We start from the raw sequence: 16,276 nt of genomic DNA, 5'->3' as shown, positions 1-16,276 counted from the left end.
GCTATATTAGGCGATTACTTTCATCCTTAAAACAAAAATTAAATGATAAATCTGATTCTTTCGTTGGTTTATTTCCCCAGATTCCGCTTCATTTGTTCTAACTCATCTTGGGTTTCCCAGCTACGGAACTTCTCTTCTAAGTCATCAAACCCACTAGAATAACTACTAGTTTGATTCGACCAGCCACTGGTTTCAAAACGCTGCTGAGTTTGCGCTTTAGCACGGTTAGTCTGTGCAACGGCTGCTTTAGCTTGTACCTCCTGTCGCCGCTGCTGAATTTTTCGCAGTAGTTCCTGAGATTGGTTAATGCGTTCTTTCAGCCCTTGCATCTGTCCCCAGCGCTGATTTCCTTCCCGCAACAGGGCTGCTTCTCGCTCACCCGCAGCAGTCGCTAAATCCTCTCTGCCAGCGTTTTTGGCTTTTTGAACACGGATATGCCAACGCTGAATTTCTTGAGCAGTGGACAGAATTTCTTCTTGCGATCGCTTCTCTTGTAATTGTAAATCTGCGATTAGCTTTAATGTATCTTCCTCTTGCTCACGCAGCTGTTCTAGCAGCGCCTCTAACTCCAAATGTGGATTGTTACGCAAGAATTCTTCTAAACGGTTTTCTAGAAACCGACTCAAATCATCAAATAAGCCCACTGCTAGAACTCCAGAGATCGGGTGCGTGACTATTTTATTGTAGTAATAATCATCGTGGGTAGAATTTAAATTTTAATAGTTCTCGTCATAATAATTTTTACCTTCAGATTGTTACACTCATCTGTATCGTGCCCGTTTTGTCAGAGCAGATAACTATAACAGCGTTGAGAGTCTCGACTGCTGGCAATTTGCGATACCTGCCATGCGGTAAACAGGCGTTGCTTGGATAAGAATCACTCACTTTTGCATCCCGTGAAAAGTCAGGTGAACTTCTGGGTGTTAGTTAGATTTCAAAGTTGGGAAGAATGTATTTGGTGAAACTACGCTTTTCAACACTGATTTATAAAATGAGGCTTTAATCTGCATGAGTTCTGATTTTCAACCGCCACCTAAGAGCTTGTCCATACTAGCTACTGTAGGAGGAGTCGTTACCGCTGTAATAGCGATCGCAATTTTAAATCTTTGGTCTAAGCAACTTTCCAAGACTTTTATAGAAAAACCTGAAATATCAAAATCCGAAACTGCTGCACGGCAGTTGGTACAACCGCACAAACTCCAAGCCCCTGTCTCTGGTGCTCAAGAAGCTGAAATAGTTGCCAGCCTTGATGCAAAATCTGTAGTTTTGCCAGGTCAACCTATTCTTAAGAACCAACTAACAGTAGCGATCATTCCCTATGTTGCTCCTGGAGTTGGAAAACTGACCCCAGAGGAAACGACAACTGCCCGTCAAGCTTGGTCATACTTCCAACGCAACTGGAACGATGAAACTGGCTTAGTCAATTCTGTTGATGGCTTTGCCTCTGTAAGTATATGGGATCAGACAGCTGCGATCGCAGCTTTAATTAGTGCTAGAGAACTTAATATTGTGCCTGTGGCTGAGTTTGAAGCAAAAATGACCAAAATGTTGAAAACACTGGCATCTATGCCCTTATACAAAGGGGAGCTACCCAACAAGGTCTACAATGCAAAAACCCTTGTACCTGTTAATTATGGTCAACTAGAAAAACGCGAAGAAATTGGTTGGTCAGCCATCGATTTAGGGCGGATGGCAATCTGGCTGAAAATTGTCGAGGCAAAGTATCCACAGATGCGATCGCTTTCCACAGACGTTTGGAAACATTGGCAAGTCAAGCGTCTGACCAAAAATGGACAAATGTACGGTACTGCCGTTATCAAAGGTGAAGAACAGTACAACCAAGAAGGTCGCTTGGGCTATGAGAATTATGCTGCCTATGGTCTGAAGCTTTGGGGATTGAATGTTAAGCAAGCCTTAGATTATCAGTCCCATGCTGCCTTTGTTGATCTTTACGGACAGGGAATTCCTTATGACCAACGTGACTATAAAAACTCTGGAGCGAATAACTACGTTCTTAGCGAACCCTATATTTTAGATGGCATCGAAACTGGGTTTCAAGCTTTGCCTAAAGCCTATGCTGATCGGATTTTAGCTGCTCAAGCAGCGCGTTATAAAGCTACAAAACAATTAACCGCCGTCACCGAAGACAACTTAGATCGCCCTCCATACTTCGTTTACAGCAGTTTGTTTGTCAATGGAGAACCTTGGGCAACCATCGCAGATACCAGAGAACAGCACAACGATTTGCGATTCCTCAGTGCCAAAGCTGCGATCGGCTGGTATGTACTTTATAACACTGCCTACACGCAGCAGTTATTTGATTTTGTCCAAGCTAACCTCAAGTCAAAAGATGGCTGGTACAACGGTTTCTATGAGTCTTTGCATCAGCCGAATAAAACTCTCACTGCCAACAATAATGGCGTGATTTTAGAAAGCTTGCTGTATAAACAGGTGGGACAACCACTTACTGTGTGGGCAGGAGTTAAAAGTCAGAAGTCAACCGAAAGGGGTATCAGAACACCATAACTTACAGCTAAGATTTTCAGGCAATGAAAAAACTGGCCTTGCATAGAAGTATGAATTCGAGCGACGCCGATAGCGAAACGTTAGCGAGTCTTGCCTACGGCACGCTGCGTGAACGAGCGTCATAGCCCGTCGGAAACATTGCGGGAGCAATGTCCAAGGTGTGCATCAATTCATAATCGTAAGAATGGCAGAAAATATGGTAAACAAAATCACATATATAGTAATCGCCTCATGATAAAAGCCTCTTAACAGAAACTGAAACGTCTGCGAATACTAGTGGTGTAATCATTCCTTCCCCAATAGTATGTTCTTCAACGTACTTACCATCTTGAGGGTTCCTTAACACAATCATCTGCTTAGTAGATAAGTCTAGAACCCAATATTCCTGAATCGCAGCCGTTGCATAAATCGCAGCCTTGATATCCAAGTCTTTCTTTAAGCTTGTCTTGGCAACTTCCACAATCCAGAAGATATCTTGAGGAGCAGGATGGCGATCGTTGTAGGATGATTCTGGAAGTCGAACAATTGCAATATCAGGTTCGGGTTCCGAGTCGGATAGTGTAATGGGCCCATTCAAACGAACATCAGCTTTACCTAAGAGCAACTCTTCTAAATATTTTGCACCTCGTTTTGCTGTGGTGTAATGAATTGGGGTTTCTGGACTCATCTCAACAATTTCGCCTGCTAACAATTCCAGATGACGACCACGCAGAATGCCCGCCTCAACCATGCGATGATAGTCGTCTACAGACCATTTAGCCAACGTCTTCATAACAGAACTGCTCACATTCTTGTGATAGACCTAGTTCAATTTTACCGTCCTGAACTTCGTCTCGTTGTTTCTTTGTTTCAGTAGTCCAAGCTGTGACTTGTTAGGGTGCGACGGTAAATAGGCTTGAGAATTACTCGTAGCGCCCTTTTTTCGATTTAATCACCTCAATTACATCATCGTGCCTTTGCCCTTCAATAACATCCTTGAGATGAATTTGCCCACTAATGTATTGAACGTGGATACGCCAGCCTGAGACTTTATCGATATCAGCACGATAAATTGCTTGCTTTACACCCTTTACTTTGTGCAGTCTCGTTTTTGGAAATTTTCTTGTTCTGTGACACTCGTTATCTTCAAGTTCTGCCAATGCTTCTAGAAAACAAATCTTTAGGTCGTCATCTGGCAAAATCTTCATAGCTTCGTAAATAATGCCGTATTCATCACACAGAGTAAGGGTTTGCACCATAAACAAGCTTACGGGATCTGGGCAATTTCTCGATTGTCATGGAGTAGCTCTTGATACAAAGATTCTGCTACATCTTTATATGCTTTATCGAGGTCATCGTGTTTGACTACTCGAAAAAGAGTAAAAATAACTTGCCCAAAAATTGGATCTTCGTCAACTGCCAAAATCACCCTTAGTTTTTGAGAAATCCGTAGCGTATACAGCGAAGATTCGTAACCATTAAGATATGACAGTAGAGGAAGACGACGCAACTTACGATAAACATCAGCTTTTTGAATTGGGAAGAGGCTAGCGCAATCGTTAATTTTTTGAATCGCTGTTGCTTTGTTATCTTCGCTTAACTTAGCAAGATCCTTCTCAAAGCGTCTTGTTGACTCAATTAGAACATCCACGTTACAAACCGCCAATCTAAATTTAGCTACTTGCCCTCATGATTTAAGCATAACAACAAAATCTCGTTGCCCAAATAGCCCTGCGAGAATTTAAGAACCCTTAAGCTAAAAGATTGTATAAGCAACAAGAAACATGAAAGATGTGCATCAATTAACCGCAAAAATGGCAAAAAATATGGTCAATAAAATCACATATATGTTAACTGCTTACGGTTCACCGGACGACGTTGCATTTTGCATCAAAACCAACTGCGTTAGCCTCCGTTCCGCGTGCAGCCGCTTGTTAGGTATTCTAGCAGCGTTAAATTGAGACTTTTCTTTATTTTACATTCCATAGTATTTTGCACTAAAGCCTACTGTTAAAGGAGCTCCATCATATAAACAAGAAACACTTATCTTTAGTTTTTTCCTGTGGTCATAATAAGTGTGGAAGTGTGTCTGCCTTCGTGAAAGTTCTATTTCCGATGGATTTATACTAAGCGATCCAAGTATTGGTACTGAGTCAAACTCTTGTGTTTGCAAATGAGGTGCGGTTTTCTTCAGATCAACTTCAACATAATTGATGAGATTACCCTCGGACTCAAGGAGCATATGACAATCATCATTATCAATAATTATATTGCCGACTTCATTCGGTTCCTGCCCTACGGCAGTTGAGGCAGAGGCAATGCTCATGCCTATATATTGGAATGGTCTGTGAAATGGCTTACTAAATAAAGGAAGATTTATTATCGCTGCTTTGTCCAATGCTTGACCTAAAGTGGCACCAGTAAGATTGCTTTCAAGAGCGTTTTTATTGAATACAACCCCAATACTACGCACAAGTTTTGCAAAGGCATCTTCATACCGAGATTCTTCGGTAAAGTCAGCATAAGACTTACCAAGTAAAAACCCCGGTAATTCACAGTTACGATACATAATCGGAAGTACCTTAACTCTTCTCCCCTTAATCTCTTGATTCATGGCTACATCCATTTCTCGCTGTACCCAAGATGAGACAATTGAATTCGGAGATAGAATAACAGCAACATAGTCTACTTTATCCAAACCACTTCTGATTTTCTCTATTAAAGAGTCTCCAACGTTTATTTCAGCTTCATCAAGCCAAAATTTAACGCCGTGATTGTCCAAATCTCTTGCAAGCTGCCTAACAAAAGGTTTGTCTTCCTTGTTGTGGCTAAGAAATACACTGACTGTCATCTATGGGCATACTCCCTTTGAATACCATATTTGATACTTACAGGTATTTATTTTCATGTTATGCAGACTTTTTACATCTAATACCCTATTTTAGATATTAGACTAAAAATTTCCTTTCCGTATAAATACTCTATTTTGGTTTTAAACACCTGATTTTCAGTATATTCCTTGGTGATATCCAAAACTTTTCCAGATAACATCCAATTCATGACATTATACGGAAATTTTCTAGATATCACTTTATGCAAGAATGCCCAAACAAGCTGCTAGAACAGGTTCAGGATACAATTCGGCTTAAGGATTATTCTTACAAAATAGAAAAAAGCTACATTGACTGGATTAGGCGTTACATCTTTTTTGATGATAAGCGCCATTCTAAAGATATGGAAAGTGCAGAAATAGAAGCATTTCTAACACATTTAGCTGTTAAAGAAAACGTCACTGCGTCAACTCAAAATCCATCATGAGTACGCGATTTGATATTGTTCGCTGATGCTACTCGACTGAATCGATAAAGCCATTACAAAAAGAATAGACCTCATAAATCTCGATTTAGGAATATAACTGTACAGACACGCTATGCGCTCCTAACTCCTAATTCCTTTTTTGTATATGATATACAAGCACCATCAACAAAAGCTATTAAGATGGATTGCATTGTTCCTAGTGGGAACATTTCTGCAATTGTTGTTTTACATACCAACACCAGTCTTATCCCAAAATTCCAGTAGCTGTAGCAATATTACAGCCCCGCTCACACCTGAAGAACAAACTTACGCCCGTGCGGCTTGGCAGTATTTTGTGAAAAATTATCAGCCAGCAACGGGATTTACCAATTCTACTGGGGGTTATCCTTCTGGTACACTTTGGGATATGGGTAACTACCTGATGGCATTGAATGCTGCACGATGGTTGAATCTTACTGACCAAGCAGACTTTGATTCCCGCCTCAATAAGTTTTTGACGACTCTCAGTAGCCTGAAGTTATTTGAAGATACCTTGCCCAATAAAGTCTATAACGCAGCCACCGCACAGATGGTTGATTATGGCAACAATCCACTTGAACGGGGTATTGGTTGGTCTGCTTTGGATGTCGGGCGAATACTGGCGGCGTTTGATGTCATCCGTACCTGTCATCCTCAATATAATGATTGGCTCAAAGGAATTGTAGCAAAGTGGCAGATTGCGCGATCGCTCAAAGATGGACAACTTTTTGGCGCTACTGTTCTCCCAGACAACAAAACTTTACTGGTGCAAGAAGGACGACTAGGCTACGAAGAATACGGCGCCAGGGGTTATCAACTTTGGGGTTTCTCTGCACCTAAAGCTATTTCCCTGGAACCGTTTAAGTTAGTTGAAATTAATGGTGTGCAAATTCCCGTTGATACCCGTGACTTTAAAAGCACTAACGCTAATAATTATGTTGTTAGTGAATCTTATATCCTTGATGGGATTGAATTTGGCTTGCAAGGTGAGTTAGCTGATTTTGCTGCCAGGGTTTTAGACGTGCAAAAACGGCGTTACGATACTACAGGTCAGTTGACTGCTGTCACAGAAGATAATATCGACCAAGCACCTTATTTTCTCTACAACACCGTCTACGCCAATGGTGCAAACTGGGCAACTATTACGGATGCCAACCAGCCTTATCCACAGTTTCGCAGCATCAGTACAAAAGCTGCTTTTGGCTGGCGCTATCTTTTTCCAGATAATGCTTATGCCCAAAAAGTTTTTGATGTCGTTAAGGATCTTCGCAGTCCTGATGATAGCGGTTACTATGCTGGTATCTATGAAGAATCAAAACAACCCAATAAAGCTTTGACAGGTAATACTAATGGGCTGATTTTGGAGATTTTATATTACAAAGCTAGGGGAAATCGCCCTTTAATTGCTTCCACTTCTGTGAGTGTGTCTACTGGCAATCCCAGTGAAAACGTTTCTCTTGCAATACCCTCAAATCAACCGAATTCTACTGTTACGATTCCGATCGCAAATCAACCAAATTCTATTGTTACAGTTCCCACCCCAACCCCTGCGGATACTTCTAAACCTACAGAAGTGACCGTTGCACCGATTCCACCAGTGGATAGTCCCAAGTCATCATCTAACCTCAAAATAGATCGACCACTGTCAGTAATTGAACAGCGCTATGCAGAGGCGGCTTGGCGATACTTCCAAGCGAATTATCACTCCAAAAGTGGGTTGATAGACGATCGCAGTGATTTCAAAGGTGTAACCCTTTGGGGATTGGGAGATTATCTGGCAGCACTCCATGCAGCGCGATCGCTCGATATAATTTCACCCAAAGAATTTGACCAGCGCACCCGACATCTTTTAGCAGCCTTGACAAAGTTACCGTTGTTTGCTGAAGAATTGCCAGGCCGGGGTTACGATACTAGAACGCTGCAATTAATAGATTATGGTGGAAATCCAGTTCCAGAAGGCAACGGCTGGTCAGCTTTAGATTTAGGCAGGATACTGGCAGCGCTTTACAACTTAAAAACCTGTCATCCAGAATACACGGCTGCTGTAGATAAAATTGTGCTGGATTGGTCATACTTGCGTGTGGTGCGTGAAGGTATTCTCTCCAGTGCTACTGTCACTAAAGAGCAAGATGGGCGATCGCTTACCCGTGTCAACCCCGAAACCCGCTTGGGTTATGAAGAATATGCCGCTCGTGCTTTTCAATTATGGGGATTTAATGTTGATGGTTCTGCTGTTGGGGGTGAATATCAAACTGCCTCAGTAGAGGGAGTGAAGGTACCAGTCCAACGCCGTCGCACAGATACTAACTCCAAAGTTAACCAATACACAGTTAGCAATCCTTTCTTACTCTATGCACTGGAGTTTGGACTAGATCCGAAAATGCGATCGCTCTTTGAACCAATTTTTCAGGCGCAAGCTGAACGTTACCGTCGCACTGGTACCCTCACAGCCTCAGCTACCACCTTGATTGATCGTAAACCTTACATTGTTCACAGTTCAATAATTGGGCAGGGCGATCCTTGGGTAGCTTTAGGAGATGATGGTCAACCTGTACCAAAGGGGCGATTGGTAAGTACAGCAGTCGCTTTTGCTTTTCATGCTTTGCTTCCAGAAAACAAGTACAGTCAAGAGTTACTGCAAGGAACGACTGACTTATACAATCCATTAGCCGGATTTTATGAGGGCTTCTATGAAACCACAGGTAAAACAGCAGTTGGTTTCACCAGTAGCACTAACAGTATGATTTTGCAATCCTTGCTGTATAAAGTGATGAATCAACAACCCCTAATTCGTCCGACTACCACCATGAAATCTCCTTGGTGGCAAGAAGTTACTAAGGGAAATTCTGGGCGAGGTTTACCCAACACTGCAATACAACGAACCAGGTTAATTTCTGATAGTTCTGGAAGTTACTGGGTTTCAGGTAGCGAAAAGACTCCACTAGTACATCATGGCGTAAATCAACATACGATTCAAAATGGCGCAAAAGCCCAGAATACAACTATGCGTGACTTTTGACTTTTGACTTCCGGGCAGCGGTACTAGTAACTGGCACAAAAGTCACAGAATAATAGAACTTAGGCACAAGTAACGGAAAACGAACCACAGAGGACGCAGAGGTCACGGAGGAATGAGAGTTTGAGAGGGTTTTTGTGTAAGTCCTAAATAAGTTGAAATGCAACTCACTGTAATTATAAAGCTGTGTTTGTTAATAATCAGTTGTATTTGGGAATACTTGTACATGAGTCAATGCAGTCGGTAGCTTACACGAGCAACAGGCATCTCGATTCAAAATCCCTGTTTATTCCTTCAAATCTATGAACAAGGTACGACTGGCGCTGATGATGCTAATTTTACTAGGAAGCATCTTTGCGAGTAAAAATCTAATGGCGATCGCTGATGCCTCAAGGCAACTCGAAAACCGTAAATTAAACCAAATTCGCAACCAAACAGTTTCCAAAACATTAATAAAAAATGTGATTGGGCAATTAACAGTAATAGCGGCAAATCTGCTAGTTATAAAGACGCGGTAAATAATCCGGCTTTCGGCTATTTATCGCCTGTTGAGTTGGCAAAGAAGATATAAATGGCAACAAGCGGCATCAAAAGCATGATTTTGCAATCAGTTTTGTACGCAACGACAAATCAACAACCCCTGCTTTGTCCCAGTCCTGCGACGTGGCAATGCTCTGCTACCCCATCTACAATCATTGCTGTCCCTGATAACTTTAACTCTGATGTCCAAACACCACTGCCACAAACCGTTCCAGAACCGACTGCTCCTATAGTCACGCCACTACCACTAAAACCAAAACCGACACCACCGAAACCAACAGCTACGCCAGAAAAACCTACTACTGTTTCGCCAACAACTTCTTTATCACGATTGACTCAAGAAGCGGATCAAATTGCCGCCGAGCGGGCTTGGAAATATTTTGAACGTAACTGGAATCCTCAAACAGGTTTAGTAAATTCAGGAGACAACTTGCCTTGGACAACTTGGTGGGATCAGGGTAGCGCCTTATTGGGAATTCATGCCGCTTACCAGTTAGGGTTATTGCCGCAAGATGTTTTCCAAAAGCGGATGAAGACATTGCTACAGACGTTGGAAAAACTGCCGTTACCTGCAACTGGTTTGCCCAACAAAGCTTATAGCACCCGTACTGCCCAGATGCGACATCTCAATGACACACCCGATCCCAAGGGTACAAGTGGTTGGTCAGCTTTGGATATGGGGCGATTTTTATTAGGATTGCATGTTATGCGATCGCATTATCCAGAATATAGCGATCGCATCAATCGCATTGTCGCTCGTTGGCATATATCGAAACTTGTCAAAGATGGTTGGTTAAATGGTGCCATTCCTAGAGCAGGCAAACTTCTCGAAGTACAGGAAGGGCGATTAGGCTACGAGCAATACACTGCTCACAGTTTAAAGCTGTGGAATATTCAAGCTTCAAATGCTCTTTCCAATCCACCAGTAAAAACGGTTGAAATAGATGGAATTAAACTGCAAATCGACGAGCGTAATTTCAAAAACTCTGGGGCTACTAACTACCTAACGAATGATCCTTATTTACTCTGGGGTTTAGAAATGGGTTGGAATGATGTTGTTAAACCTCAAGTGCAAAATCTTTTTAAAGTGCAACAACAACGGTTTAAGCGTACTGGGATTTTAACTGCTGTAAATGAAGACTCCTTGGATCGTCTTCCTTACTTTCTGTATTATAGCGTCTACTCCAATGGCCAATCTTGGCAAGCCGTGAACACCGCAGGAAAAGCCTATCCCCAATTGCGGTTTGTCAGTACGAAAGCGGCATTTTCTTGGTTTGCTCTCATGCCAGATGAGCCTTACACAAAAATGTTGCGAGACTTTGCTCAAAATTTAGCCGATAAAAATCGCGGCTATCTCTCAGGTCGATATGAAAATTCCAAACTAGGTGTTAATGCTTCAGTTGACATTAATACGAATGCGATCATTTTAGAAAGTCTGCTTTACCAAGCTAGAGGCAGACATCCACTAGTACCGCAAGGCGGAAGTCAAAAGTCAAAAGTCACGCATAATTGCATTTTGGGCTTTTGCGCCATTTGAAATGGTGAACCAGCGCTGCGGGAGGGTTTCCCTCCGCAGGCGACTGGTGAACCCGAAGGGTATGTTTATTTCCGCCGTGTTGCACTAGTGCTTGGCCTTTCAAAAATTAAAAATTAAAACTTCAAGCAATTCAAGTTTTAATTTTTAATCATCAAATTTTAATTGTTTTAATTACTGGTACTAACATGACTTCAGTTTCTATTAGTGATAATTCTTCAAACTTTTCTGGCAACAGTCGCTCATTACTCAAAAAAAGAACGCTGTTATTTCGCTACCTGGCAGAAATAAATTTAATTTTTGGGATCTGGTATTTGCAATGGCGCATCACCCATTCCATCAATTTTGATGCGCTCTGGCTTTCTATTCCTTTGCTAATCGCAGAGATTTATAGCTATTTCGGCGGCGTGATGTTTGTAATTGGGTTATGGCGTCCTTTAGTGCGACAGATTAAGTCTCTCGACCAGATGACCCCACCTATACCCAGATCCGACTGGCCATCAGTGGATGTGTTTGTCACTTGCTACAATGAGCCGCCGGAAATTGTCGAAAAAACTGCCAAAGCTGCTCTGGCAATGGATTACCCGGCAACAAAATTACGCGTTTATGTGCTGGATGATGGCAACTCGGCTGATATGCGGGCTATGACAGAAAGATTGTCTATTGAGGATTTGCAGTCAGCACAACTACAACAAGAAGCGAATCGGATTGATGCAGAACACTCTTGTTTGTTGGAGCGCTTGAAGCAACTGAAAAATCTCACACCTAATACTCAAGCTGCTGAAAAATGGTTGCAATCATCAGAATCGGTGGTTAATCAATTTGCTACCGAATTTGTGCAAAGTCTGCGACAGTTTATTCTTTGGTTACCTCCACAGCATCAAAGTATTAGCGATTCTCCTCCAAAGACGCTACGCGAACGCTTAACTACCGAACAAAAAGCCTTAGAAGAAGCTATTCGCAAAAAAGAACTGGAACTGGTGGAACTCTCCCGGTTTCGCTACATTGCTCGTCCCAAAACGCCTGGCGTAGCGCATCATGCTAAAGCAGGAAACATCAATTACGCAATTTTTTCTGGAGAAACGGCAGGAAACTTTATTGTCACTCTAGATGCCGACCACATTCCCAAGCCAAATTTTCTCAAGCGAGTTCTGCCTTATTTCTACACCTACAATCTTTCAACAGGAAAATATGACCAGAATCAAATTGCTTTTGTACAGACCCGCCAAGATTTTTACAATATTCCTCCAGGCGATCCTTTTGGACATCGAGCAAATTTATTTTATGGCCCACTTCAACAAGGTAAAGATGGCATGAATGCTGCGTTCTATACAGGCACAAATGCGATACTGAGGCGTGAGGCATTAGTTAGTGTAGGACTGCAAAATTTTGCTGATGAATTTGTCAAAGATGAAAAACGTTTAGATGAATTTGATTTAGTTGGTGGGGTATCGAGTAATAGTATTACCGAAGATATGAATACAGCCATGCGTCTGCATAGTGCTGGCTGGAAATCTGTTTATCACAATGAACTTTTGGCAGAAGGTTTAGCGCCAGATGATCTGAGTTCTACTCTTAAACAGCGGCTACGCTGGGCACAAGGAACTATCCAAGTGCTAGTGAGGGAAAATCCACTGACAAAATCAGGGCTAACCTTTTGGCAAAGGTTGCAATATTTTAAGACGATGTATAGTTATTTCTCTGGTTTTGCAACTCTGGTTTTTATTTCTTGTCCAATTATCTATTTTTTTACGGACATTGTTCCAGTTAAAACTTACGGGCCTGACTTTGCCGTACACTTTTTCCCAGCTTTTATTATCAACCGTCTCACCTTCCTAGCAGCTACCTGGGGCATTCCAGCTAGAGAAGTTTGGCGTTCTGAACAATATGCGATCGCTTTATTCCCCTTATTGATCCAAGCCGTATGGAGTGTGTTCATAGGACAAAAGCTCAATTTCCAAGTAACACCTAAGCAACGCCAATCCGGAATTTATCTCGGGCTCGTTTGGCCACAGTTGGTTGTCTTTGCCCTCACTATTCTAGGAATATTGTGGAGTCTTTACCGCTTTACAATTGGTCATTTAAATTATCCTTTGGTTCACCTACTCAATGGTGCATGGGCTATCTATAACTTATTACTTTTGTGGGCTATTATCCGCGCATCTGTTTGGCAGCCTTCAAAAGAACCCTAAGAGGCTAGCAGAGAAAGCTGGGGAAGAGCAGGTGAATAAATAACTCATGACTGCTGACTTGCAAATCCAATTTAGAAAGAAAACAGCTATGAACACTTATTTAGACTCAAACAAATTTAGTCAGCGAACTGTCTTAACAATTTATGCTCATGCTGATGATGAAGTTCTACCTGCTGCTGGCACTCTCAGTCTGATGTCTAAGGCAGGATGGAATGTTCGTTGCTTAATTTTGACTGAAGGCAGTCTTTCCAGTTCGCTTATTAAGGGTACACGTCATCAAGAAGCAGACGCAGCTGGTAAAATCATCGGTGCAACTTACGAATTTCATGCATTTGAGGAGTGCAATTTCTCAACACAAGCAGTGATTAAAGTTACTGAAGAAGCTCTAGGGCGTTGGCAACCTGATCTAATTATTACTCACGCACCACAACCTGAAAAATATGGACATAGAGATCATGAAGTGTGTGCGATCGCAGTTTCTAATGTTGCTACGCGCAAAAACATATCTTTATGGTATTCAGCACCGCCTGTTTTTTTGCGTGGTTTTGAACCTAACTTTTTTGTGGATATTACCTCTGTAATTGAGGAAAAAGTTGCAGCTATCGGTTGTTATGAATCAGAAGCAAATAAAGCATTCATGCAACTTGATGCCATACTAGTTTTATCTCGTTTTTGGGCACGAGAGTTAGGTCAAAAAGATGGTTATTTTGAAGCTTTTGAAATTTCTCGTCAATGTGTAAATGCTAGCTTCTTTACTGCGATATCAAATAATAATTACGAATCACTAAAAAATAGCTAATTGCATACAAAATACAAAATTATCGCTTTATCTCTTGCGGTTTACTTAGGTCGATGCCAAAATATAAATACATATTATCAAAGCAAATCACAGGAAAATAAAACCATGAGTTTGAGTGTAAAAGTGCTAGAACTATCTGGAATTTTAGATGGAATTAGAGGTAATGAACTGCGTCGTGAAGTTAGCAATATCGTAGATAATGGAGCCGATATTTTGTTGCTTGATATGAAAGAAGTAAAGTTTATTGATAGTTCAGGTTTAGGTGCTTTAGTATCAGCAATGCAAATAGTACGAAATGCTAATAGTAAACTTTTTGTCTGTTCTATCAGCGATCAAGTTAAGATGTTGTTTGAACTGACTAAAATGGATAGAATTTTTAAAACCTTTGCTGACCAAGATGAATTCAATCGCCAAGTATTAGCAACACAGTAAGCAAGCTGTTAGACAAAACAAAACTTGAATGTGCATATTTGACTATACTAACCAAAATTAACTTTTACCAAAGATAAATCATCATCAAGATTATCTTGATAATTTAAAGTGAGAATGTTTGCTAGTAGTTGATTGAGGTTACAGCTATCTTTCTGGCTATATTTGGTTAGTAAGTCAATGAAAGCATCAATACCCCAAATTTTACCATCTGACTGATTAATTTCATAAGCACCATCACTAAAAATGTACAAAGTGCTATTTTCTTCGACCTCAAAAACAGCATCCTCAAATTGGACTTCAGGTAAAAAGCCAATTGGTAAATCTAAAGAAGTTAGCTGTTTAACTTGAATACTGTTCGTAGAGGTATTAGATAACAGTAAAGCTGGCGGATGTCCGGCGTTGGCATAAATGAGTTGACGTTTAAGGCGGTGATAAACTCCATACCAGATTGTGAAGTATTTATCACCGTGCTTGCTCATTTGAAAGGCGTGATTAAGGGCTTTCAGGACTTTACTTGGTTGACAAAAGTTAGTGTTTGGTAAAGATTGCGATCGCAAAACATTCAGCACGGATACAGATAGGAGGGCTGAACCCACCCCATGACCTGATACATCTAACAAATAAATTGCCAAATTATTCTCGTCAATCCAATGATGGTCGAAGCAATCACCTCCTAGCTGCGCTGAGGGAATAAACAGATTTTCTGTAGTTACTGATCCTACAAGCGGTGAGGGTAAAAGCGATCGCACATAAGCAGCTGCCTCAGACAATTCTGCTTCCAAAATTTGCTTTTGGGTTTGCAAGTCCTGATTGAGTGTCTCCAAAGCTTGCTTTTGACTTTGTAAATCCTGATTTAGCTGGTGTAACCTTAGTCCTGCTCTTACCCGTGCTTTCAATTCATTCATCTCTATTGGTTTAGAGATAAACTCATCTGCTCCAGCGTCAAGTCCCCTAACTCTATCTTCCTCCTCTCCTGGAGCTGCTCCCCTAGCTGTCAATAAAATAAAAAAAGTAGTTGCCAACTCTGGATCTGTTCTAATTCGACGACACACTTCTAGCCCATCTATGTGGGACATCATCCAGTCACAGATAATCAGAGCAGGACGTAGCAGTTGTGCTTGTATAATTCCTTCTTCGCCATTGCTGGCTACAGTAGTCTCATAACCCTGCTTTTGGAGTGTATTTTTCAGTACTGCTCGCACTGTAGGGTCATCATCAATAACCAGAATTTTAAACATAAATTACAGTTTACTAAGTAAAATCATAAGTAAATAGTTGCTTTAATTTAACTTATATGCAATTTAGTTTTTAATGTATAGTAATAATACTCAAATTAAATAAATAATTAACGAATATGATGATTTTAAAATATTTTATTAGTTAAGAAGTGAATAATAAAATTTATTTAAAAGTTAACACAGACCTGACAGCTTCACCTCAAGTTTTGTCTTGGTTTGAGCAGATAAATCAACCACCTATTCCCGATAAGCAAACTTGGTGGCAATGTCAAACACTGATGATAGAAGGCTTTACTAACATTGTTGAACATGCTCACAAAAATTTATCTGTTGAAACTCCTATTGAGATGGAAGCTGTGCGGTTAGATGAATACATAGAAATTCGCATCTGGTCTCAAGGCGAACCCTTTGACTTAGAGCAGCAATTACGGCAAACATTTAAATTTGAGGAGAATGATCAAGAGCGCGGGCGTGGCTTAAAAATCATGTCCGCCATTGCTGACAAGTTGAGTTATGAGCGGACGGCAGATAATCGTTACTGTTTATTTATTAGTAAATATTATTAAAGATGCCGATGATAGGCACTACTGTAGGACTTACGCAACGCTGATATTGTCATTGCGACCGAAACGGAGTGTAGGGAAGCAATAAGAGCGTCAGGGCGGATTACTTCTCTATCGCTCG

General features: G+C 41.1%; 15 protein-coding genes. 9 read left to right on the top strand and 6 right to left on the bottom strand.

Translation table 11 applies throughout. From position 1 onward, the window contains the following. Positions 1-68: 68 nt before the first annotated feature. Positions 69-644 carry a TIGR04376 family protein gene (locus V7L29_RS29190; RefSeq protein ID WP_334690590.1) on the bottom strand — a complete coding sequence of 192 codons (576 nt, stop codon included), beginning with the start codon at positions 642-644 and terminating at the stop codon, positions 69-71. Positions 645-1,008: 364 nt separating this feature from the next. On the opposite strand from V7L29_RS29190, the gene V7L29_RS29185 reads away from it, so the two are divergent. After that, positions 1,009-2,526, top strand: coding sequence for a DUF3131 domain-containing protein (locus V7L29_RS29185; RefSeq protein WP_334737672.1), 1,518 nt, complete (start codon positions 1,009-1,011; stop codon positions 2,524-2,526). Positions 2,527-2,755: 229 nt separating this feature from the next. Here the strand turns inward: V7L29_RS29185 and V7L29_RS29180 are convergent, their stop codons facing one another. The 4 genes from V7L29_RS29180 to V7L29_RS29165 all read right to left on the bottom strand — a co-directional run bounded on the left by V7L29_RS29180 (position 2,756) and on the right by V7L29_RS29165 (position 5,356). Next, positions 2,756-3,298 (bottom strand): Uma2 family endonuclease, encoded by a 543-nt coding sequence (locus V7L29_RS29180; RefSeq protein ID WP_334737671.1) that lies wholly within the window; start codon positions 3,296-3,298, stop codon positions 2,756-2,758. Positions 3,299-3,428: 130 nt separating this feature from the next. Beyond that, the gene (locus tag V7L29_RS29175; RefSeq protein ID WP_334737670.1) at positions 3,429-3,764 is read right to left on the bottom strand and encodes a hypothetical protein; all 336 of its coding nucleotides are present in this window, start codon (positions 3,762-3,764) and stop codon (positions 3,429-3,431) included. Between the two features lie 8 nt (positions 3,765-3,772). After that, positions 3,773-4,156 carry a hypothetical protein gene (locus V7L29_RS29170; RefSeq protein WP_334737669.1) on the bottom strand — a complete coding sequence of 128 codons (384 nt, stop codon included), beginning with the start codon at positions 4,154-4,156 and terminating at the stop codon, positions 3,773-3,775. A gap of 324 nt (positions 4,157-4,480) precedes the next feature. After that, the gene (locus V7L29_RS29165) at positions 4,481-5,356 is read right to left on the bottom strand and encodes a toll/interleukin-1 receptor domain-containing protein (protein WP_334737668.1); all 876 of its coding nucleotides are present in this window, start codon (positions 5,354-5,356) and stop codon (positions 4,481-4,483) included. A 242-nt stretch (positions 5,357-5,598) separates the two neighbouring features. On the opposite strand from V7L29_RS29165, the gene V7L29_RS29160 reads away from it, so the two are divergent. The 7 genes from V7L29_RS29160 to V7L29_RS29130 all read left to right on the top strand — a co-directional run bounded on the left by V7L29_RS29160 (position 5,599) and on the right by V7L29_RS29130 (position 14,354). Then, positions 5,599-5,823 (top strand): site-specific integrase, encoded by a 225-nt coding sequence (locus V7L29_RS29160; protein ID WP_334737667.1) that lies wholly within the window; start codon positions 5,599-5,601, stop codon positions 5,821-5,823. A gap of 145 nt (positions 5,824-5,968) precedes the next feature. Continuing rightward, positions 5,969-8,860 carry a DUF3131 domain-containing protein gene (locus V7L29_RS29155; RefSeq protein ID WP_334737666.1) on the top strand — a complete coding sequence of 964 codons (2,892 nt, stop codon included), beginning with the start codon at positions 5,969-5,971 and terminating at the stop codon, positions 8,858-8,860. A 299-nt stretch (positions 8,861-9,159) separates the two neighbouring features. Then, positions 9,160-9,375 carry a hypothetical protein gene (locus tag V7L29_RS29150; protein ID WP_334737665.1) on the top strand — a complete coding sequence of 72 codons (216 nt, stop codon included), beginning with the start codon at positions 9,160-9,162 and terminating at the stop codon, positions 9,373-9,375. A 53-nt stretch (positions 9,376-9,428) separates the two neighbouring features. Beyond that, entirely contained in the window at positions 9,429-10,934 is a 1,506-nt protein-coding gene (locus tag V7L29_RS29145) for a DUF3131 domain-containing protein (protein WP_334737664.1), read from the top strand. 185 nt (positions 10,935-11,119) lie between these two features. Beyond that, positions 11,120-13,123 (top strand): glycosyltransferase, encoded by a 2,004-nt coding sequence (locus V7L29_RS29140; RefSeq protein WP_334737663.1) that lies wholly within the window; start codon positions 11,120-11,122, stop codon positions 13,121-13,123. 88 nt (positions 13,124-13,211) lie between these two features. Further along, entirely contained in the window at positions 13,212-13,922 is a 711-nt protein-coding gene (locus V7L29_RS29135) for a PIG-L deacetylase family protein (protein ID WP_334737662.1), read from the top strand. 105 nt (positions 13,923-14,027) lie between these two features. Further along, entirely contained in the window at positions 14,028-14,354 is a 327-nt protein-coding gene (locus tag V7L29_RS29130) for an STAS domain-containing protein (RefSeq protein WP_334737681.1), read from the top strand. A gap of 47 nt (positions 14,355-14,401) precedes the next feature. On the opposite strand, the gene V7L29_RS29125 is transcribed toward V7L29_RS29130, so the two are convergent. Then, positions 14,402-15,592: a SpoIIE family protein phosphatase gene (locus tag V7L29_RS29125; RefSeq protein ID WP_334737661.1), complete on the bottom strand. Its 1,191-nt coding sequence runs from the start codon at positions 15,590-15,592 to the stop codon at positions 14,402-14,404. 149 nt (positions 15,593-15,741) lie between these two features. On the opposite strand from V7L29_RS29125, the gene V7L29_RS29120 reads away from it, so the two are divergent. Beyond that, positions 15,742-16,158 (top strand): ATP-binding protein, encoded by a 417-nt coding sequence (locus V7L29_RS29120; protein WP_334737660.1) that lies wholly within the window; start codon positions 15,742-15,744, stop codon positions 16,156-16,158. Positions 16,159-16,276: the final 118 nt, after the last annotated feature.

The sequence above is a fragment of the Nostoc sp. genome (assembly GCF_036916575.1).
GTDB lineage: Bacteria > Cyanobacteriota > Cyanobacteriia > Cyanobacteriales > Nostocaceae > Nostoc.
Note: the sequence above shows the minus strand (reverse complement) of the source record. Positions and strands in the feature narration are given on the sequence as shown.